At 72.3% G+C, this 14,880-nt stretch carries 17 protein-coding genes; 11 read left to right on the top strand and 6 right to left on the bottom strand.

From position 1 onward, the window contains the following. Nucleotides 1-7: 7 nt before the first annotated feature. Nucleotides 8-1,024: a GNAT family N-acetyltransferase gene (locus tag SCNRRL3882_RS13965; RefSeq protein WP_029181734.1), complete on the bottom strand. Its 1,017-nt coding sequence runs from the start codon at nt 1,022-1,024 to the stop codon at nt 8-10. A gap of 140 nt (nt 1,025-1,164) precedes the next feature. Here SCNRRL3882_RS13965 and fdxA point away from each other — a divergent pair, with 140 nt between their 5' ends. Both fdxA and SCNRRL3882_RS13955 read left to right on the top strand, forming a co-directional pair. Then, entirely contained in the window at nt 1,165-1,482 is a 318-nt protein-coding gene (gene fdxA / locus SCNRRL3882_RS13960) for a ferredoxin (protein WP_010047804.1), read from the top strand. Between the two features lie 129 nt (nt 1,483-1,611). Further along, nucleotides 1,612-2,709: a bifunctional succinyldiaminopimelate transaminase/glutamate-prephenate aminotransferase gene (locus tag SCNRRL3882_RS13955; RefSeq protein WP_010047803.1), complete on the top strand. Its 1,098-nt coding sequence runs from the start codon at nt 1,612-1,614 to the stop codon at nt 2,707-2,709. Between the two features lie 95 nt (nt 2,710-2,804). Here the strand turns inward: SCNRRL3882_RS13955 and SCNRRL3882_RS13950 are convergent, their stop codons facing one another. Together SCNRRL3882_RS13950 and SCNRRL3882_RS13945 are read right to left on the bottom strand one after the other, a co-directional pair. Then, nucleotides 2,805-3,248 carry a hypothetical protein gene (locus SCNRRL3882_RS13950; protein WP_010047802.1) on the bottom strand — a complete coding sequence of 148 codons (444 nt, stop codon included), beginning with the start codon at nt 3,246-3,248 and terminating at the stop codon, nt 2,805-2,807. Between the two features lie 344 nt (nt 3,249-3,592). Beyond that, a complete protein-coding gene (locus SCNRRL3882_RS13945) occupies nt 3,593-4,576 on the bottom strand; it encodes a heavy metal transporter (protein WP_086012604.1) in 984 nt (327 codons plus the stop codon). Between the two features lie 84 nt (nt 4,577-4,660). Between SCNRRL3882_RS13945 and dapE the strand changes: the two genes are divergently transcribed. Together dapE and SCNRRL3882_RS13935 are read left to right on the top strand one after the other, a co-directional pair. After that, nucleotides 4,661-5,740, top strand: coding sequence for a succinyl-diaminopimelate desuccinylase (gene dapE / locus SCNRRL3882_RS13940; protein ID WP_010047796.1), 1,080 nt, complete (start codon nt 4,661-4,663; stop codon nt 5,738-5,740). Between the two features lie 118 nt (nt 5,741-5,858). Further along, entirely contained in the window at nt 5,859-6,617 is a 759-nt protein-coding gene (locus SCNRRL3882_RS13935) for a TIGR00730 family Rossman fold protein (RefSeq protein WP_010047794.1), read from the top strand. A gap of 45 nt (nt 6,618-6,662) precedes the next feature. On the opposite strand, the gene folP is transcribed toward SCNRRL3882_RS13935, so the two are convergent. Continuing rightward, nucleotides 6,663-7,523 (bottom strand): dihydropteroate synthase, encoded by an 861-nt coding sequence (folP, locus tag SCNRRL3882_RS13930; protein ID WP_010047792.1) that lies wholly within the window; start codon nt 7,521-7,523, stop codon nt 6,663-6,665. Nucleotides 7,524-7,658: 135 nt separating this feature from the next. On the opposite strand from folP, the gene SCNRRL3882_RS13925 reads away from it, so the two are divergent. Beyond that, entirely contained in the window at nt 7,659-8,060 is a 402-nt protein-coding gene (locus SCNRRL3882_RS13925) for a DivIVA domain-containing protein (protein WP_086012607.1), read from the top strand. After that, nucleotides 8,057-8,641, top strand: a complete 585-nt coding sequence (locus SCNRRL3882_RS13920; RefSeq protein WP_010047787.1) for a DNA-3-methyladenine glycosylase I — start codon at nt 8,057-8,059, stop codon at nt 8,639-8,641. The genes SCNRRL3882_RS13925 and SCNRRL3882_RS13920 overlap by 4 nt, the downstream gene beginning before the upstream one ends. 27 nt (nt 8,642-8,668) lie before the next feature. Here the strand turns inward: SCNRRL3882_RS13920 and SCNRRL3882_RS13915 are convergent, their stop codons facing one another. Next, nucleotides 8,669-9,472 carry an enoyl-CoA hydratase/isomerase family protein gene (locus tag SCNRRL3882_RS13915; RefSeq protein ID WP_010047784.1) on the bottom strand — a complete coding sequence of 268 codons (804 nt, stop codon included), beginning with the start codon at nt 9,470-9,472 and terminating at the stop codon, nt 8,669-8,671. Nucleotides 9,473-9,538: 66 nt separating this feature from the next. Here SCNRRL3882_RS13915 and SCNRRL3882_RS40760 point away from each other — a divergent pair, with 66 nt between their 5' ends. Both SCNRRL3882_RS40760 and SCNRRL3882_RS13910 read left to right on the top strand, forming a co-directional pair. Beyond that, nucleotides 9,539-9,703, top strand: a complete 165-nt coding sequence (locus tag SCNRRL3882_RS40760; RefSeq protein WP_158688475.1) for a hypothetical protein — start codon at nt 9,539-9,541, stop codon at nt 9,701-9,703. A gap of 153 nt (nt 9,704-9,856) precedes the next feature. Beyond that, complete coding sequence (locus SCNRRL3882_RS13910) at nt 9,857-10,024, top strand: DUF3117 domain-containing protein (RefSeq protein ID WP_003966491.1); 168 nt, start codon at nt 9,857-9,859, stop codon at nt 10,022-10,024. A gap of 119 nt (nt 10,025-10,143) precedes the next feature. Here the strand turns inward: SCNRRL3882_RS13910 and SCNRRL3882_RS13905 are convergent, their stop codons facing one another. Further along, on the bottom strand, nt 10,144-10,842 hold the full coding sequence (locus tag SCNRRL3882_RS13905) for an O-methyltransferase (protein WP_269462189.1): 699 nt from the start codon (nt 10,840-10,842) through the stop codon (nt 10,144-10,146). A 162-nt stretch (nt 10,843-11,004) separates the two neighbouring features. On the opposite strand from SCNRRL3882_RS13905, the gene sigE reads away from it, so the two are divergent. From sigE to SCNRRL3882_RS13890, 3 genes are all read left to right on the top strand, one after another. Further along, entirely contained in the window at nt 11,005-11,775 is a 771-nt protein-coding gene (gene sigE / locus SCNRRL3882_RS13900; protein WP_173937249.1) for an RNA polymerase sigma factor SigE, read from the top strand. A gap of 71 nt (nt 11,776-11,846) precedes the next feature. After that, complete coding sequence (locus tag SCNRRL3882_RS13895) at nt 11,847-12,821, top strand: anti-sigma factor family protein (protein ID WP_418952391.1); 975 nt, start codon at nt 11,847-11,849, stop codon at nt 12,819-12,821. 132 nt (nt 12,822-12,953) lie between these two features. Further along, on the top strand, nt 12,954-14,822 hold the full coding sequence (locus tag SCNRRL3882_RS13890; protein ID WP_010047749.1) for a S1C family serine protease: 1,869 nt from the start codon (nt 12,954-12,956) through the stop codon (nt 14,820-14,822). Nucleotides 14,823-14,880: the final 58 nt, after the last annotated feature.

Below are 14,880 nucleotides of genomic sequence, written 5' to 3'. Positions count from 1 at the left end.
CGATCGGTTACCGGCCGGGAGCCCGGGCATCCGGCTCCCGGTAGTGGTGGTAGGCGTGGTGCGCGGCGAAACCCATCCCGGCGTACAACGCCCGCGCACCCTCATTCTCGGCCTCCACCTGGAGCCACGCGGCCGACGCGCCCTCGTCCAGGGCCCGCCGGGCCAGCGCCGCCATCACGGCCGTGCCCAGCCCCTGCCGCCGCAGATCCGGATCGACCTCGACGGCGGCGAACCCGGCCCACCGCCCGTCGACGACACACCGCCCTATGGCGGCCGGAGGGGCCCCCTCGGCCGCCCCCGGCACGGTCGCGAACCACACGGACGGCCCACCCTGGAGCACTCGCAGCGCGACCTCGCTCACGCCCTTGCGCTGGTACCGGGCCAGCCACGCCTCGTCGGCCTCCCGGGACAGCACGACCGCCGACGGCTCGGCGAGGTCGGCGACCGGCGCCAGCGGCCCGACCCACAACTCGGCCGTCACCTCACGCACCCAGCCCCGCTCCTCCAGCTCCGCGCACAGCAGCTCCTGCGTGCCCTCGGCGCCGGTCGCGGTCTGGACGTAGGCGGGCAGGCCGCGCTCGCCGTACCACCGCCGAACGGTGTCGAGGGCCTCGTCGAGGGACACGCCCGGGTCACCGAGCGGAAGCACGGAATTCGCCCGGCGCGTGAACCCGGACGCGGCCCGCAGCTCCCAGTCCCCGAGCCGCTCGCTCTCCACGGGCCGCCAGGCCCGCGCTGCGACCCGGGCCAGTTCCTCGTAGGAGGCGGCCGGACCCCGGCGACGCGCCGGCGCGGCGGGCACGACCTTGCCCGCGACCAGCGCGGATTCCGCGATGCGGACGCTCTCGCCGTCCCTGCGTGTGATCAGCAACACACCGTTGTCCCATGATGTGAGAACTCCGACCGTGTCGGTGAACTTCTCACCCGGAGCCGCGTGTTCGATCAAGCTCCGTACGGAGACCCGTTTTCCCACGTCAGCAGCGGTGATACGGACCTCGAGTCGCCCAGCGGCAGAGATTTCCACAGGTCAGTTCACCCCTCCTGTTCGGATCATGCCCAGGAACGGAGATACTAGGGGCGGGCATCGACGACGCCGCGCTCCCGCGCGCCAGGCGGCGGAGCCTGAGGAGGCCCGCCAGCGCCCTATCGAGGAGGAACGACAGCGTGACCTACGTCATCGCGCAGCCTTGTGTCGACGTCAAGGACAAGGCGTGCATCGAGGAGTGCCCGGTCGACTGCATCTACGAGGGCTCCCGGTCCTTGTACATCCACCCGGACGAATGCGTCGACTGTGGTGCCTGCGAGCCGGTCTGCCCGGTCGAGGCGATCTTCTATGAGGACGACACTCCGGAGGAGTGGAAGGACTACTACAAGGCGAACGTCGAGTTCTTCGACGAGCTCGGCTCGCCCGGCGGCGCCAGCAAGCTGGGGCTGATCGAGCGCGACCACCCCTTCATCGCCGCGCTGCCGCCGCAGGCCTAGTCACCGCAAGCGGCCGGCACATCCGTGCCGCCTCGGTCCCGTACGGCCCGACCACGCCCTGGTCGCCGTACGGGGCCGAGGCGTTTGCCGTGCGACGGCTCGTACGTACCAGAAAGTGAGCCAGAAACCGTGTCCGCAGTCTCCGACCGTCTCCCCACTTTCCCCTGGGACAAGCTGACGCCGTACAAGGCCACGGCCGCCGCCCACCCGGACGGCATCGTCGACCTGTCCGTCGGCACCCCGGTCGACCCGGTCCCCGAGCTGGTCCAGAAGGCGCTGGTCGCCGCGGCCGACTCCCCGGGCTACCCGACCGTCTGGGGCACGCCCGAACTGCGCGACGCGATCACCGGCTGGGTCGAGCGCCGCCTCGGCGCCCGGGACGTCACCCACCGCCACGTCCTGCCGATCGTCGGCTCCAAGGAGCTCGTCGCCTGGCTCCCGACCCAGCTGGGCCTCGGCCCCGGCGACCGGGTGGCCTACCCGCGCCTGGCCTACCCGACGTACGAGGTGGGCGCCCGCCTGGCCCGCGCCGGGTACGAGGCCTACGACGACCCGACGGAGCTGGACCCCGAGGGCCTGAAGCTCCTCTGGCTGAACTCCCCGTCCAACCCCACGGGCCGGGTCCTGCCGAAGGAGGAGCTCACCCGGATCGTCGCCTGGGCCCGCGACCACGGCATCCTGCTCTTCTCCGACGAGTGCTACCTGGAGCTGGGCTGGGAGGCCGACCCGGTCTCGGTGCTGCACCCGGACGTCAGCGGCGGCTCGTACGAGGGCATCGTCGCCGTCCACAGCCTCTCCAAGCGCTCGAACCTGGCCGGCTACCGGGCGGCGTTCCTGGCGGGTGATCCCGCGGTCCTGGCGCCCCTCCTGGAGATCCGCAAGCACGGCGGCATGATGACGTCGGCACCGACCCAGGCCGCGGTGATCGCGGCCCTCGGCGACGACGAACACGTCCGCGTCCAGCGCGAGCGCTACGCGGCCCGCCGCACCCTCCTGCGCGAGGCCCTGCTCGCCCACGGCTTCCGCATCGACCACAGCGAGGCCAGCCTGTACCTGTGGGCCACGAGGGGCGAATCCTGCTGGGACACGGTGGCCCACCTGGCCGAACGAGGCATCCTCGTCGCCCCCGGCGACTTCTACGGCCCGGCGGGCGCCGAGTTCGTCCGAGTGGCCCTGACGGCGACGGACGAGCGGGTGCGGGCGGCAGTGGACCGGCTGAGCACGTAGCGGCTGCCGCCGCGATCAGCCGTTCGGCCGGTGCGGAACAAACCGATGGGGTCCAGGGAAACTCCCTGGACCCCATCGGCGGTGGAAGCCCGGTGTCAGCCGACCGGCAGGCCCTTCGCCGGCAGCCCCGTGGACGGCACCCCACCCTTCGTCAGGGAGTCCGTCGGCAGACCCCCCTGCGCCGAACCGGCCGCGTCCCCGACGATCTGCCCGGCGGAGCCCGCCGCGTCACCGGCCGCCTTCTGCGCGAGGGGCGTGGTCTTCTTGACCGTCTTGCCGCCGATCTTGCCCGCGGCCGGCACCGCCTTCTTGACGGTCTTGCTGCCGGTGTCACCCGCGGACTTGGTGACGTCCTGCGCCGCGCCGTCGACCGTGTTGCCGACGTTCGCCCCGTCCAGGGCGGTCAGCCCGCCGAGGTTCGGGTTGGCCGGCAGCTCGGGGGCCGCACTGGCGGAGCCGGCCGCACCGACCCCGGCAGCCGCCCCCGCAGCGACGATCAGCGCGGCACGGGCGATCCGGCGGGTCAGGGGGAGGGACATGGTGCTCCTTCGACGGGAGAGGACAGTGAGGTTCTGAAGTGTCCGACCGGGTCCGGGAGTTGATCGACTGGCTGTTGATCGCCCCGGCTCGGACGCAGTGACTACCGCTCGAAGCCCCCGAAGGTTGCGGCGGCGCAACGTAAAGAGTTGGCAATGTGTCGCATTATCGGCTGCGGACAAACGGGCAAAAAGGCCCCTGCCGGAAAGACCGCCGAATCCTTCCAGCCCTTTGCCCCCAAGGGTTTTCACGGACTCCCGGGTGAGGGTGCGAAAACCTGCGCACGCCATCGCGGCAGAGCAGCGCGGGTAACCCCCACGGGTGCGTGCTCGTCTCCCTGTTCGATCTAGCGCATCGTGACAATACGGACGGCGTCCACGTCCCGCTCCGCACCCGCGGTGCCCTTCGCCCCGGCTTCCCGCCACTCGCTGGCGGTGTTCCCTGCGACCCACTCCCGCCCCGCGTACGTGACGCGTGCGATGTGCAGCTCGGAGGCGTTGGCCACGGCCCAGTGCGCCAACTGCCAGCCGCGCTGCTCCAGGCTCTGCCCGGCGGCGGAACTCGTGTCGGCGGTCACCGGCAGCCTCATGGTCCGCCCGTCGGCCCCGTCCGCACCGCTCGCGGACGGCGTCGGCGTGGCCGCCGACGAGCGGCCCACCTCCGCGCCGGCCGGCTCCAGCACATCGCGCCCGAAGTCCCGCACGAGCGCGGCACGCACCCCGTCCGGGCCCGTCGCCCGGGTCGCGGCCGGGCGGCCCTCGCAGGTCAGCGTGGCCGCGGACTGCCCGGTGAGGGCCGCGGCGAGCAGCGCCGCGTCCGGCTCGTGCTTGGCGTAGGCCTGCGGGAAGCCGCTGCGCTGCACGCGCTGCGCGGCGACCGTGAGCGGCAGGCGCGTGTAGCCGGGCACCTTGACCAGGTGGTCGTAGAACTCGCCGGCCGAGTACGTCGGGTCCAGGATCTCCTTCGGCGTGCCCCAGCCCTGCGAGGGCCGCTGCTGGAACAGGCCGAGCGAGTCCCGGTCGCCATGGCGGATGTTGCGCAGGCCCGACTCCTGGAGGGCGGTCGCCAGCGCGATGGTCACGGCCCGCTCCGGCAGGCCGCGCCCGTCGCCCACGGCGGCGATCGTGGCCGCGTTCACCGCTTGCTCGGGCGTGAACTCGTACGAGGCCCCGTCGCCCTTGCCGGAGACGACTTTGCAGCCCGGTCCGCCCGTACCTCCGGTGACGTACTGCACCACGAGGTAACCGGCGATCGCGAGCAGGACCACGAACGCGGACCCGCATCGGAAGAGGCGGCCGCGACGCTTGGGGGGAGAGGACGGCTCTGGCACGCCGTACAAGGTACTGGAGAGTACGGAGTGCCTTGTGCCAGGTGTGGACAGAGCGCACAGGCCTGGCGCGTTAGGGTCGACTGCATGGCCGACACCTCCCTTGACCTCACGCTGGACGCCGCGGAGCTCACCGCCCGGCTCGTCGACTTCCGCTCCGAGAGCGGCACCGAGAAGCCGCTCGCGGACGCGATCGAGACCGCGCTGCGCGCGCTGCCGCACCTGACGGTCGAGCGGTTCGGCAACAACGTCGTGGCCCGGACGAACCTGGGCCGCGCGGAGCGGGTGATCCTGGCCGGTCACATCGACACCGTCCCGATCGCGGACAACGTCCCCTCCCGGCTCGACGAGGACGGCGTCCTGTGGGGCTGCGGCACGTGCGACATGAAGTCGGGCGTCGCGGTGCAGCTGCGCATCGCGGCCACGGTCCCGGCCCCCAACCGCGACCTGACCTTCGTCTTCTACGACAACGAGGAGGTCGCCGCGGAGCTCAACGGCCTCAAGCACGTCTCCGAGGCGCACCCCGAGTGGCTGGCGGGCGACTTCGCGGTCCTGCTGGAGCCGTCCGACGGCCAGGTCGAGGGCGGCTGCCAGGGCACGCTGCGGGTGCTGCTGAAGACCACCGGGGAGCGGGCCCACTCGGCGCGCGGCTGGATGGGCTCCAACGCGATCCACGCGGCCGCCCCGATCCTCGCCCGCCTGGCCTCCTACGAGCCCCGCTGGCCGGTGATCGACGGCCTGGAGTACCGCGAGGGCCTGAACGCGGTGGGCATCACCGGGGGAGTCGCCGGCAACGTGATCCCCGACGAGTGCGTCGTGACGGTCAACTTCCGCTACGCGCCCGACCGCACCCCCGAGGAGGCCGTGGCCCACGTCCGGGAGGTCTTCGCGGACTGCGGCGTGGACGAGTTCGAGGTGGTCGACCACAGCTCGGCCGCGATGCCGGGCCTGTCCCACCCCGCGGCGAAGGCGTTCATCGAGGCGGTGGGCGGCACCCCGATGCCGAAGTACGGCTGGACGGACGTGTCCCGCTTCTCGGCCCTGGGCGTCCCCGCGGTCAACTACGGCCCGGGCAACCCCCACTTGGCGCACAAGCGGGACGAGCGCGTGGAGATCGCGAAGATCCTCGCCGGCGAGGAGCGCCTGAGGAACTGGCTGACGGCCTGACCGGCCGGGACGCCATCGTGTTTACGGCGCTCCATCGCGGACATGCTCACGTCCCTCGTTCGTAACCCGCGTAGATCTACGCTGGCGTGGAACGACTGGCACAACGGAGGGAGCGCACATGGCGACCGGCAACCCCGAGGGGAAGAAGCAGCCGCCGGAGGAACAGCGCCTGGGCCCGGTCCTCCGCAGGCGGGGCCAGGTGCAGGCGAGCACCACCGACCAGCGGCTGCTGGACGCGGGCGGGCCCTCCGACTGGGTCCACACCGACCCGTGGCGCGTCCTGCGCATCCAGTCGGAGTTCATCGAGGGCTTCGGCACGCTCGCGGAACTCCCGCCGGCGATCAGCGTGTTCGGCTCGGCCCGGACACCGGCGGACTCGCCCGAGTACGACGCGGGCGTCCGGCTGGGCCGGGGCCTGGTGGACGCGGGCTTCGCGGTCATCACGGGCGGCGGTCCGGGCGCGATGGAAGCGGCCAACAAGGGCGCCGTCGAGGCGAGCGGCATCTCGGTCGGCCTCGGTATCGAGCTGCCGTTCGAGCAGGGCCTGAACCCGTACGTCGACATCGGCCTCAACTTCCGCTACTTCTTCGTCCGGAAGATGATGTTCGTCAAGTACGCCCAGGGCTTCGTCGTCCTGCCCGGCGGCCTGGGCACCCTCGACGAACTCTTCGAGGCCCTCACCCTCGTCCAGACCCAGAAGGTCACCCGCTTCCCCATCGTCCTCTTCGGCAGCGAGTACTGGGGCGGCCTGGTCGACTGGCTCCGCCGCACGGTCATCGCCCAGGGCAAGGCCGCGGAGAAGGACCTGCTGCTGTTCCACGTGACGGACGACGTGGACGAGGCGGTGGCGCTGGTGTCGAAGGAGGCGGGCCGGTAGCGGGGGGCCAGGGGGCGGAGCCCCCTGGTACCTCAGGTCGACGCCCTAGGCCAGCCCACGCCGGGCGACAGCGGGCTCCCGGCGCCCCGCGATCGCCCCGACCATGTCCAGCACCTGCCGTGTCTCCGCGACCTCGTGCACCCGGTACACCTGCGCCCCCAGCCACGCGGACACGGCCGTGGTCGCCAACGTACCGATCACCCGCTCCTTGACCGGCCGGTCCAACGTCTCCCCGACGAAGTCCTTGTTGGACAAAGACACCAGCACCGGCCACCCCGTGGCGACCATCTCCCCCAGCCGCCGGGTCGCCTCCAGGCTGTGCCGGGTGTTCTTCCCGAAGTCATGCCCGGGGTCGATCAGGATCGACTCCCTCGGCACACCCAGCGCCAGCGCCCGTTCCGCCAGCCCGACCGTCACGTCCAGGATGTCGGCCATGACATCGTCGTACTCCACCCGATGCGGCCGGGTCCGCGGCTGCGCACCACCCGCGTGCGTACACACCAACCCCACCCGGTACCGCGCGGCGACCTCGGCGAGCCCCGGATCCACCCCGCCCCACGCGTCGTTCAGCAGGTCCGCCCCGGCCTCGCACACGGCCTCGCCGACCTCGGCCCGCCAGGTGTCCACGCTGATGACCACCTCCGGGAACCGCCGCCGCACCTCCGCGACGAACCCGACCGTCCGCCGGGCCTCCTCCGCGGCCGTGACCTCCTCGCCCGGCCCGGCCTTGACGCCGCCGATGTCGATGATCGCGGCTCCCTCGGCCACCGCCTGCTCCACGCGCGCGAGGGCCGGCTCGTCGCGGAACGTCGCGCCCCGGTCGTAGAAGGAGTCCGGGGTCCGGTTCACGATCGCCATGATCACCGGTTCGTGCGGCCCGAATTCCCGCCTGCCCAGCCTGAGCATCCGCTGTGACCTTTCCTGGTACGTCCCCGTCTTCCGCCGCCTGCGACCCTAACTGTCGGACTCGCATGGCACGATCGGAGCCTGACACCATCCGTGTCCGAAGACACCGACAGATCCGACCGTGGGGGCTCCGCGATGGTTATGTTCCTGTTCCTGGTCGTCGCGCTAGCCGTCGTGGTCGCCGCGGTGACCCTCGCCGTGGTGGGCGGCGGCGAGAACGGCCCGCTGCCCGAGGCCGCCCCCGAGCGGCTGCGGGACCCGCTGCCCCCGGACCGCCCGGTCGACCGTGCCGACGTGGAGGGCCTGCGTTTCCCGCTCGCCGCCCGCGGCTACCGCATGGCGGACGTGGACGACGCCCTCAGCCGCCTGGGCGCCGAGCTCGCCGAGCGCGACGCCCGCATCGCCGACCTGGAGTCGGCCCTGGCGGGTGCCAGAACAGCCGCCACCCACGGCCCGATGTCCGGGGAGAACCACACCTCCACGGAGCACCGCGTGTCCATGGACAAGCCGGCCCCGCGCCAGGAGGACCGGCCATGAGCGACGGCGCCGCCCTCGCCGGCCCGGACGGCGCGCTGCGCTGCCCCTGGGCCCTGTCCGCCCCGGAGTACGTGACGTACCACGACGAGGAGTGGGGCCGCCCGGTCCACGGCGACGACGCGCTCTACGAGCGCCTCAGCCTGGAGGCCTTCCAGTCCGGCCTGTCCTGGATCACGATCCTGCGTCGCCGCCCCGGCTTCCGCGCCGCCTTCGCCGACTTCAAGATCGCCGCGGTGGCCGGCTTCACCGACGAGGACCGCGAGCGCCTCCTCGCCGACGCCGGCATCATCCGCAACCGCGCCAAGATCGACGCGACGCTCGCCAACGCGCGCGTGCTGGCCGGGTGGGCCCCGGGCGAACTGGACGAGCTGATCTGGTCGCACGCCCCCGAGCCGGGCACCCGCCCGGTCCCGAAGGCGCTCTCCGACGTCCCGGCCGTCACACCCGAGTCGACGGCCCTGTCCAAGGCACTGAAGAAGCGGGGCCTGCGCTTCGTCGGCCCGACGACGGCGTACGCGCTGATGCAGGCCTGCGGACTGGTCGACGACCACCTCCAGGCCTGCGTCGCGCGTGGCGCATGACTTGCCCGCGGCAGGTCGGCAGCCCGGTCAGCGCCCCAGATACCGGGGCTTCTCCTTGTTGACGAAGGCCTGCACCGCGATCGCGTGGTCCTCGGAGGAGCCCGCCCGGGTCTGGAGCTCGTCCTCCTTCTCCAGCGTCTCCTCCAGGGAGTGCGTCAGCCCGTAGGCCATCGACTCCTTCAGCGCCGCGTACGCCACCGTCGGCCCCTCGGCCAGCGCCCGCGCCACCTTCTCGGCCTCCGCGCGCAGCTCGCCGGCCGGCACCAGCCGGTTGGCGATGCCGAGCTCGTACGCCTCCTGCGCGCTGATGCTCCTCGGGAAGAGCAGCAGGTCAGCCGCCCTGCCGGGGCCGATCACCCGCGGCAGTGTCCAGGAGATCCCCGAGTCGGCGGTCAGCGCCACCCCGGCGAACGAGGTGTTGAACGCGGCCGTGTCCGCCACGATCCGGTAGTCCGCCGCGAGTGCGAAGCCGAATCCCGCCCCGGCCGCCACCCCGTTCACGGCGGCGACGACCGGCTTCGCGGCCTCGGCCAGCGTCCGCACGATCGGGTTGTAGTGCTCCCGCACCGTGCTCATGGTCTGCCGTGAACCGGTCTCCCGGTCCTGGACCAGCAGCCCGATGTGCTCCTTGAGGTCCTGCCCGACGCAGAACGCCCGGTCCCCGGCGGCCGTCAGCAGCACCGCCCGTACGGCGGTGTCGTCCGCCGCGGACCGGACCGCGTCCCGCAGGGCGACCTTGGCCGCCACGTTCAGCGCGTTCATCGCCTCCGGGCGGTTCAGCGTGATCGTCGCGAGTCCGTCGCTCACCTCGTAGAGCACGGTGTCGGCCATGGAGTATCCCCTCCGTGTCGCTGCGCGGGGACGTACCGGCCGGTACGTCCCGGGTCTGAGGACAGCATGACGGAGATCGCCGACGGTCGACCGGACCGGACGTGTGACCTGCGTCAAAGAATTCTCGTCCGGATCCGTTCCGCGGATGTGGGTGTGGTGGCGGAGTATCGCAGTCACATCGCCGAATTGAGTGGTTTTGCTCGCGTGCGTTGCCCAAGCGATGCCGACTGATGTTGGTCATCGGGTCCTGAGATGCGGGATAATGGCTTGGAAGCAATGTGTTCGATGCCGGTGTCGCGTGTCCTGTCTCAAGGACCGCACTGTGCCCTTCTCAGGGGGCCGTCGGCTTTGACGATGAGCTGGGTTTCAGGAAGGGGAACGAGCATGGCGGCCATGAAGCCGCGAACGGGTGATGGCCCGCTCGAGGTGACCAAGGAGGGGCGGGGCATCGTCATGCGCGTTCCGCTCGAAGGCGGCGGTCGGCTCGTCGTCGAGCTGACCCCGGACGAGGCCGACGCCCTGGGCGACGCCCTCAAGAAGGTCGTCGGCTGACGCGCAAGCGACCATACCCTTTCAGCTGCCCCGGCATCACATGAGGTGCCGGGGCGGCTGTTTTCTCAACCGATGGTTCTCGCATGCCCCGGCTTCCGCTCCACTAACGTGCGGTCCGGCTACCGTTTCACCGCGCACAGCAGCCCGTCGCCCACCGGCAGCAGGGACGGCACCAGCTCCTGGCTCTCGCGCACCGCGCGCAGCAGTTCCCGCAGCCGCAGCACCTCGGTGGGCTGGGGACCGGAGTCGACCGTCCGGCCGTTGGCGAAAGCGCCCTCGAAGACGACCAGCCCGCCGGGGCGCAGCAGCCGCAACGATTCAGCGAGGTAGTCCATGACCTCCAGGCGATCGCCGTCGCAGAAGACCAGGTCGTAGCCGGCGTCCGCGAGGCGGGGCAGTACGTCCAGGGCGCGGCCCGGGATGAAGCGGGCCCGGTTGCTGGCGAAGCCGGAGGCGCGGAAGGCCTGGCGCGCGAACTGCTGGTGCTCCGGCTCGGGATCCACGGTGGTCAGAACACCGTCGGGGCGCATACCGTGCAGGAGGTGGATCCCCGAGACGCCGCAGCCGGTCCCGATCTCCGCGACGGCCTTCGCGTCGACGGACGCGGCCAGCAACCGCAGCGCGGCGCCCGTGCCGGGCGTCACCGAGCGCAGCCCCGCCTCACGGGCCCGGTCGCGGGCCCAGTGCAGCGCTTCGTCCTCGGCGACATAGGCGTCGGCGAACGCCCAGCTCGTCTGCCGGTTGCCGGTAATGACCCTCTCCTGTCCCCGTGAATGCCTGGGCGTGACTGTATCCGTTGGGCCCGGGAACCCGCAGATGGGACCGGTCGTTTAGAGGGATGAGCGAGTGGCGCGGGTCGTGACGGGGGGCAGGCAGTGGATCGAGGCGCCGAGCAAGTGCCGACGCAGCAGTACGAGGCGTATCAGCACAGATCAAATTCTCGTAAAACCGCTTATCCGGTCCTAACGGGCGAGGTGGCTATGGTAGGGGCTCCACTGGACACCACCAGAGCTGACAGGGGAGGTGCGGCTGCGCCTGTGGATAGGGGAGGAGTGCTCCGGCGCTTCTTCACATCGGCGGGCAGGCCGACATCCGTGAACGACACCGCTGACCACAGCCACGCCGCTGACTTCGCCCAGACCGCGACCTTCACCACCGACGCGGACGGGCAGGCGTGGACTCCGCCCACGTGGGAGGAGATCGTCAGCACACACAGCGGCCGGGTCTACCGGCTCGCTTACCGCCTGACCGGCAACCAGCACGACGCCGAGGACCTCACGCAGGAGGTCTTCGTCCGTGTCTTCCGTTCCCTGTCGACGTACACGCCGGGCACCTTCGAGGGCTGGCTGCACCGCATCACGACGAACCTGTTCCTGGACATGGTCCGCCGCAAGCAGCGCATCCGCTTCGACGCGCTCGGCGAGGACGCGGCCGAGCGGCTGCCCAGCAAGGAGCCCACGCCGCAGCAGGTCTTCAACGACGCGCACTTCGACGCGGACGTCCAGCAGGCCCTCGACACCCTCGCCCCCGAGTTCCGCGCCGCGGTCGTCCTGTGCGACATCGAAGGACTGTCGTACGAGGAGATCGCCGCGACCCTCGGCGTCAAGCTCGGCACGGTCCGTTCGCGGATCCACCGGGGCCGTTCCCAGCTGCGCAAGGCCCTCGCGCACCGCTCCCCGGAGGCGCGCGCCGAGCGCCGCTCCTTCGTGCCCCGTGTTCCCGCACTGGGAGGAGGGGGCGCGAGCGCGTGAGCGGATCACGGCCGAAAGCTTCCGAGGGACACCTCGCAGAGCAGCACCTGGGAGACCGACTCTCCGCCCTGGTGGACGGAGAGCTCGGTCATGACGCGCGTGAGCGTGTACTGGCGCATGTGGCCACCTGCCCGAAGTGCAAGGCGGAAGTGGACGCCCAGCGCCGGCTGAAGAACGTCTTCGCGGAGGCGGCCCCGCCGCCCCCCTCCGAGAGCTTCCTGGCCCGCCTGCAGGGACTACCCGCGGGCGGCGGCCCGGACGGTGATGCCACACCGCCGGGCGGGGGAGGGCTGCCCGGCGGACTGTCCGGGCGGTTCGGATCATCCGGAGCCTTCGGAGCCAAGCGCGGCGACCGGTTCGAGTTCGGGTACGTCCCGGCCCGGCCGCACGTCCCCGTGCTGCCGTCCTCCGCTGGGAGTCAGAGGCTCCCCGCGGGCGGGCGGGGCCTGCCGTCCGACGGCCGCGGCCTTCCTCCGGGCAGCCGGGGCTTCCGGATCCACGACGTCGGGCGGCATGAGCCCGACAGATCTTCCTCGCGACTGCGGTTCGCCTTCGCGGCCGCCGGAGCCGTGTCGCTGGCCGCGATCGCGCTCGGCGGCGTCACCGCCGGCACTCCGACCGACGCGGAGGCCCGCGGCGGTGCCGGCGCGGGAAGCAACGTGACGCCCATGCGCACGCAGGGCACGGGCGCCGCGACGCAGCCCGAATCCCAGCGGCGCCGCGGTACGGGGCCGCTGCTCGGGCAGGTGCACGGCCAGAGTGTGCTCGGCAACACCCCGGTCGCCCCGACCGAGGTGTCCGCGCCGCTGCTGCCGGGTGTGCCGCACTCCGCCGCGGGGCAGCACGCCGTCCACGCGCTGGCCGCCCCGGTGATGGCCGGAGCCGCCGCGGTGTCCCCGCTGATACGTCCGCTCGAGGCCGCCCCGCCGGCCGTCCTCACCTCGTGGTCGACGGTCCCCGAGATCGCGGCGCCCCTGCTCGCCGTGCCCCTCCCGGACACGACCTCGTCCCCCTCCTCTCCCGCCTCCTCCCGCACGGCTCGCTGACCGGCCGCTGCACGGCGGCGAGCGAACCTGATTGAATCCGGGGGTGGCGCCCGCGGCCGAGGCGTGGCCGTGGCGCCGATTCGACGAACTGCGGCTACCGCCGTCGAGCCGTGCCGCGGCTGTGGGGAGAGCATGAACGAGGGGAAGCCCACGAAGGCCAAGTGGTGGAGCCGTCCTCGGCCGCAGGGCCTTTCGGGGGAGCCGGAGAGTACGGGGCAGGCGTCGGCGGACTCGGCCGGCACCGACGGTGACTTCGAGCTGGCGCGTCCTGCCGTGCGGCAGGACGCGGGCGGTGGCGACTTCGAGTTGAGGCGCCCCGAGGCTGTACCGGCCGACGGTGCGCCCGCCGGGGTGCCCGGTGGGCATGCCGAGGACGGCGTTCCCGCCACGCCCGCCGTGCCGCCCCAGGGCGGGCCTGCGGGGAGCGCCGCGGAGGCCGGGAGTACGGCGGAGACCGGGAGTGCTGCGGAGACCGGCAGCGCCGTGGAAGCAGGCAGCGCCGTGGAGGCCCGGGACGCCACCTCCGCCGGGCCGGTCGAGGGCGCCCCCAAGCCCCTGCACGACCCCGACCCGTACAGCACACCGCCCTACGGTGAACCCGGCCCCTGGGCGCCCGCGCCGCCGGTGCAGCATCCGGCGACGCCGGCGCACGGCGTGATGACGGCGGACCGGCCGACCGTGCCCGGCACGCCCGTTCCGCCGCCGCAGGGGACACCGGCGGTCTCTCCCGGCATCCCCGGGCCCACCGCGCCCTTCCCGCCCCCCAGCGCCCCCGCACCTGCCGCCGACCCCTGGCAGCGCTACGACCCCTGGGCGGCCCCCGTGCCCCCGGGCGGCCACGGCCCTCTCCAGCAGAACGGGGCCGGAGTGCTCAGCACGCAGCAGAGGCGCCGGCGGGGCCGGATGGCGCTGGTCGGTGGTGCCGTGCTGCTCGCGCTCGTGTCCGGGGGCATCGGCGGCGGCATAGGGACATATCTGGAGCGGAACGGCGGCATCGGGACCGTCGAGCTGCCACAGGCCGGGAAGGAACCCGCCGGGCGGGACGCGGACAGTGTGGCGGGGATCGCCGGGCGGTCCCTGCCCAGCGTGGTCACGCTGCATGTGAGCGGCTCCGGCGAGCAGGGCACGGGCACCGGCTTCGTGCTCGACACCCGGGGGCACATCCTCACCAACAACCACGTCGTGCGGGCCGCCGGATCCGCCGGCGATATCACGGTGACCTTCAACGGCGGCGAGACCGCCGAGGCCGAGCTCGTCGGCCGGGACAGCGGCTACGACCTCGCCGTCGTGAAGGTGAAGGGCGTGCGCGGACTCACCCCGCTGCCCCTCGGCAACTCGGACAACGTGCAGGTCGGCGACCCGGTCGTGGCCATCGGCGCGCCCTTCGACCTGGCCGGCACCGTCACCTCCGGCATCATCAGCGCCAAGCAGCGGCCCATCACGGCGGGCGGCGAGAAGGGCGACGGCAGCGACGTGTCGTACGTCGACGCGCTCCAGACCGACGCCCCCATCAACCCGGGCAACTCCGGCGGGCCCCTGCTCGACGCCAAGGCCCGGGTCATCGGCATCAACTCGGCCATCCGGTCGGCGGACAGCGGCTCCGAGCTGGACGGCGGCCAGGCCGGCTCGATAGGCCTCGGCTTCGCCATACCCATCAACCAGGGCAAGCGCGTCGCCGAGGAACTGATCAACACCGGGAAGGCGACCCACCCGGTGATCGGCATCACCCTCGACATGGACTACACGGGCGACGGCGCCCGCGTCGCCGCCGAGGGCAGTGAGGGCGGACCGCCGGTGACCGTGGGCGGTCCGGGCGCCAAGGCCGGGATCAAGGCGGGTGACGTCATCACCGAGGTCGACGGGCAGCGCGTCCACTCCGGCGAGGAACTGATCGTCAAGACCCGTGCCCGCCGTCCCGGCGACCGGCTGGAGCTGACCGTGGAGCGCGCCGGCAAGGAGCGGACGGTGTCGCTCGTCCTCGGGTCCTCCGGCGAAAGCTGAGTCGTGATGTCCGGCACGAACAGGGACGAAGAAGGCAAACATTCGGGAAAGCGCTCCC

Source organism: Streptomyces chartreusis NRRL 3882 (assembly GCF_900236475.1).
GTDB lineage: Bacteria > Actinomycetota > Actinomycetes > Streptomycetales > Streptomycetaceae > Streptomyces > Streptomyces chartreusis_D.
The sequence above is the reverse complement of the archived record's forward strand: the minus strand, read 5'-3'. Positions and strand labels throughout refer to the sequence as shown.

Excerpts from the sequence above, each read along its gene's own strand:
- SCNRRL3882_RS13950 (WP_010047802.1), bottom strand. The coding sequence starts at position 3,248 with ATGTCCCTCCCCCTGACCCGCCGGATCGCCCGTGCCGCGCTGATCGTC.
- dapE (WP_010047796.1), top strand. The coding sequence starts at position 4,661 with ATGGCCGACACCTCCCTTGACCTCACGCTGGACGCCGCGGAGCTCACC.
- SCNRRL3882_RS13935 (WP_010047794.1), top strand. The coding sequence starts at position 5,859 with ATGGCGACCGGCAACCCCGAGGGGAAGAAGCAGCCGCCGGAGGAACAG.
- folP (WP_010047792.1), bottom strand. The coding sequence starts at position 7,523 with ATGCTCAGGCTGGGCAGGCGGGAATTCGGGCCGCACGAACCGGTGATC.
- SCNRRL3882_RS13925 (WP_086012607.1), top strand. The coding sequence starts at position 7,659 with ATGGTTATGTTCCTGTTCCTGGTCGTCGCGCTAGCCGTCGTGGTCGCC.
- SCNRRL3882_RS13920 (WP_010047787.1), top strand. The coding sequence starts at position 8,057 with ATGAGCGACGGCGCCGCCCTCGCCGGCCCGGACGGCGCGCTGCGCTGC.
- SCNRRL3882_RS13915 (WP_010047784.1), bottom strand. The coding sequence starts at position 9,472 with ATGGCCGACACCGTGCTCTACGAGGTGAGCGACGGACTCGCGACGATC.
- SCNRRL3882_RS40760 (WP_158688475.1), top strand. The coding sequence starts at position 9,539 with ATGACGGAGATCGCCGACGGTCGACCGGACCGGACGTGTGACCTGCGT.
- SCNRRL3882_RS13910 (WP_003966491.1), top strand. The coding sequence starts at position 9,857 with ATGGCGGCCATGAAGCCGCGAACGGGTGATGGCCCGCTCGAGGTGACC.
- sigE (WP_173937249.1), top strand. The coding sequence starts at position 11,005 with ATGGTAGGGGCTCCACTGGACACCACCAGAGCTGACAGGGGAGGTGCG.
- SCNRRL3882_RS13890 (WP_010047749.1), top strand. The coding sequence starts at position 12,954 with ATGAACGAGGGGAAGCCCACGAAGGCCAAGTGGTGGAGCCGTCCTCGG.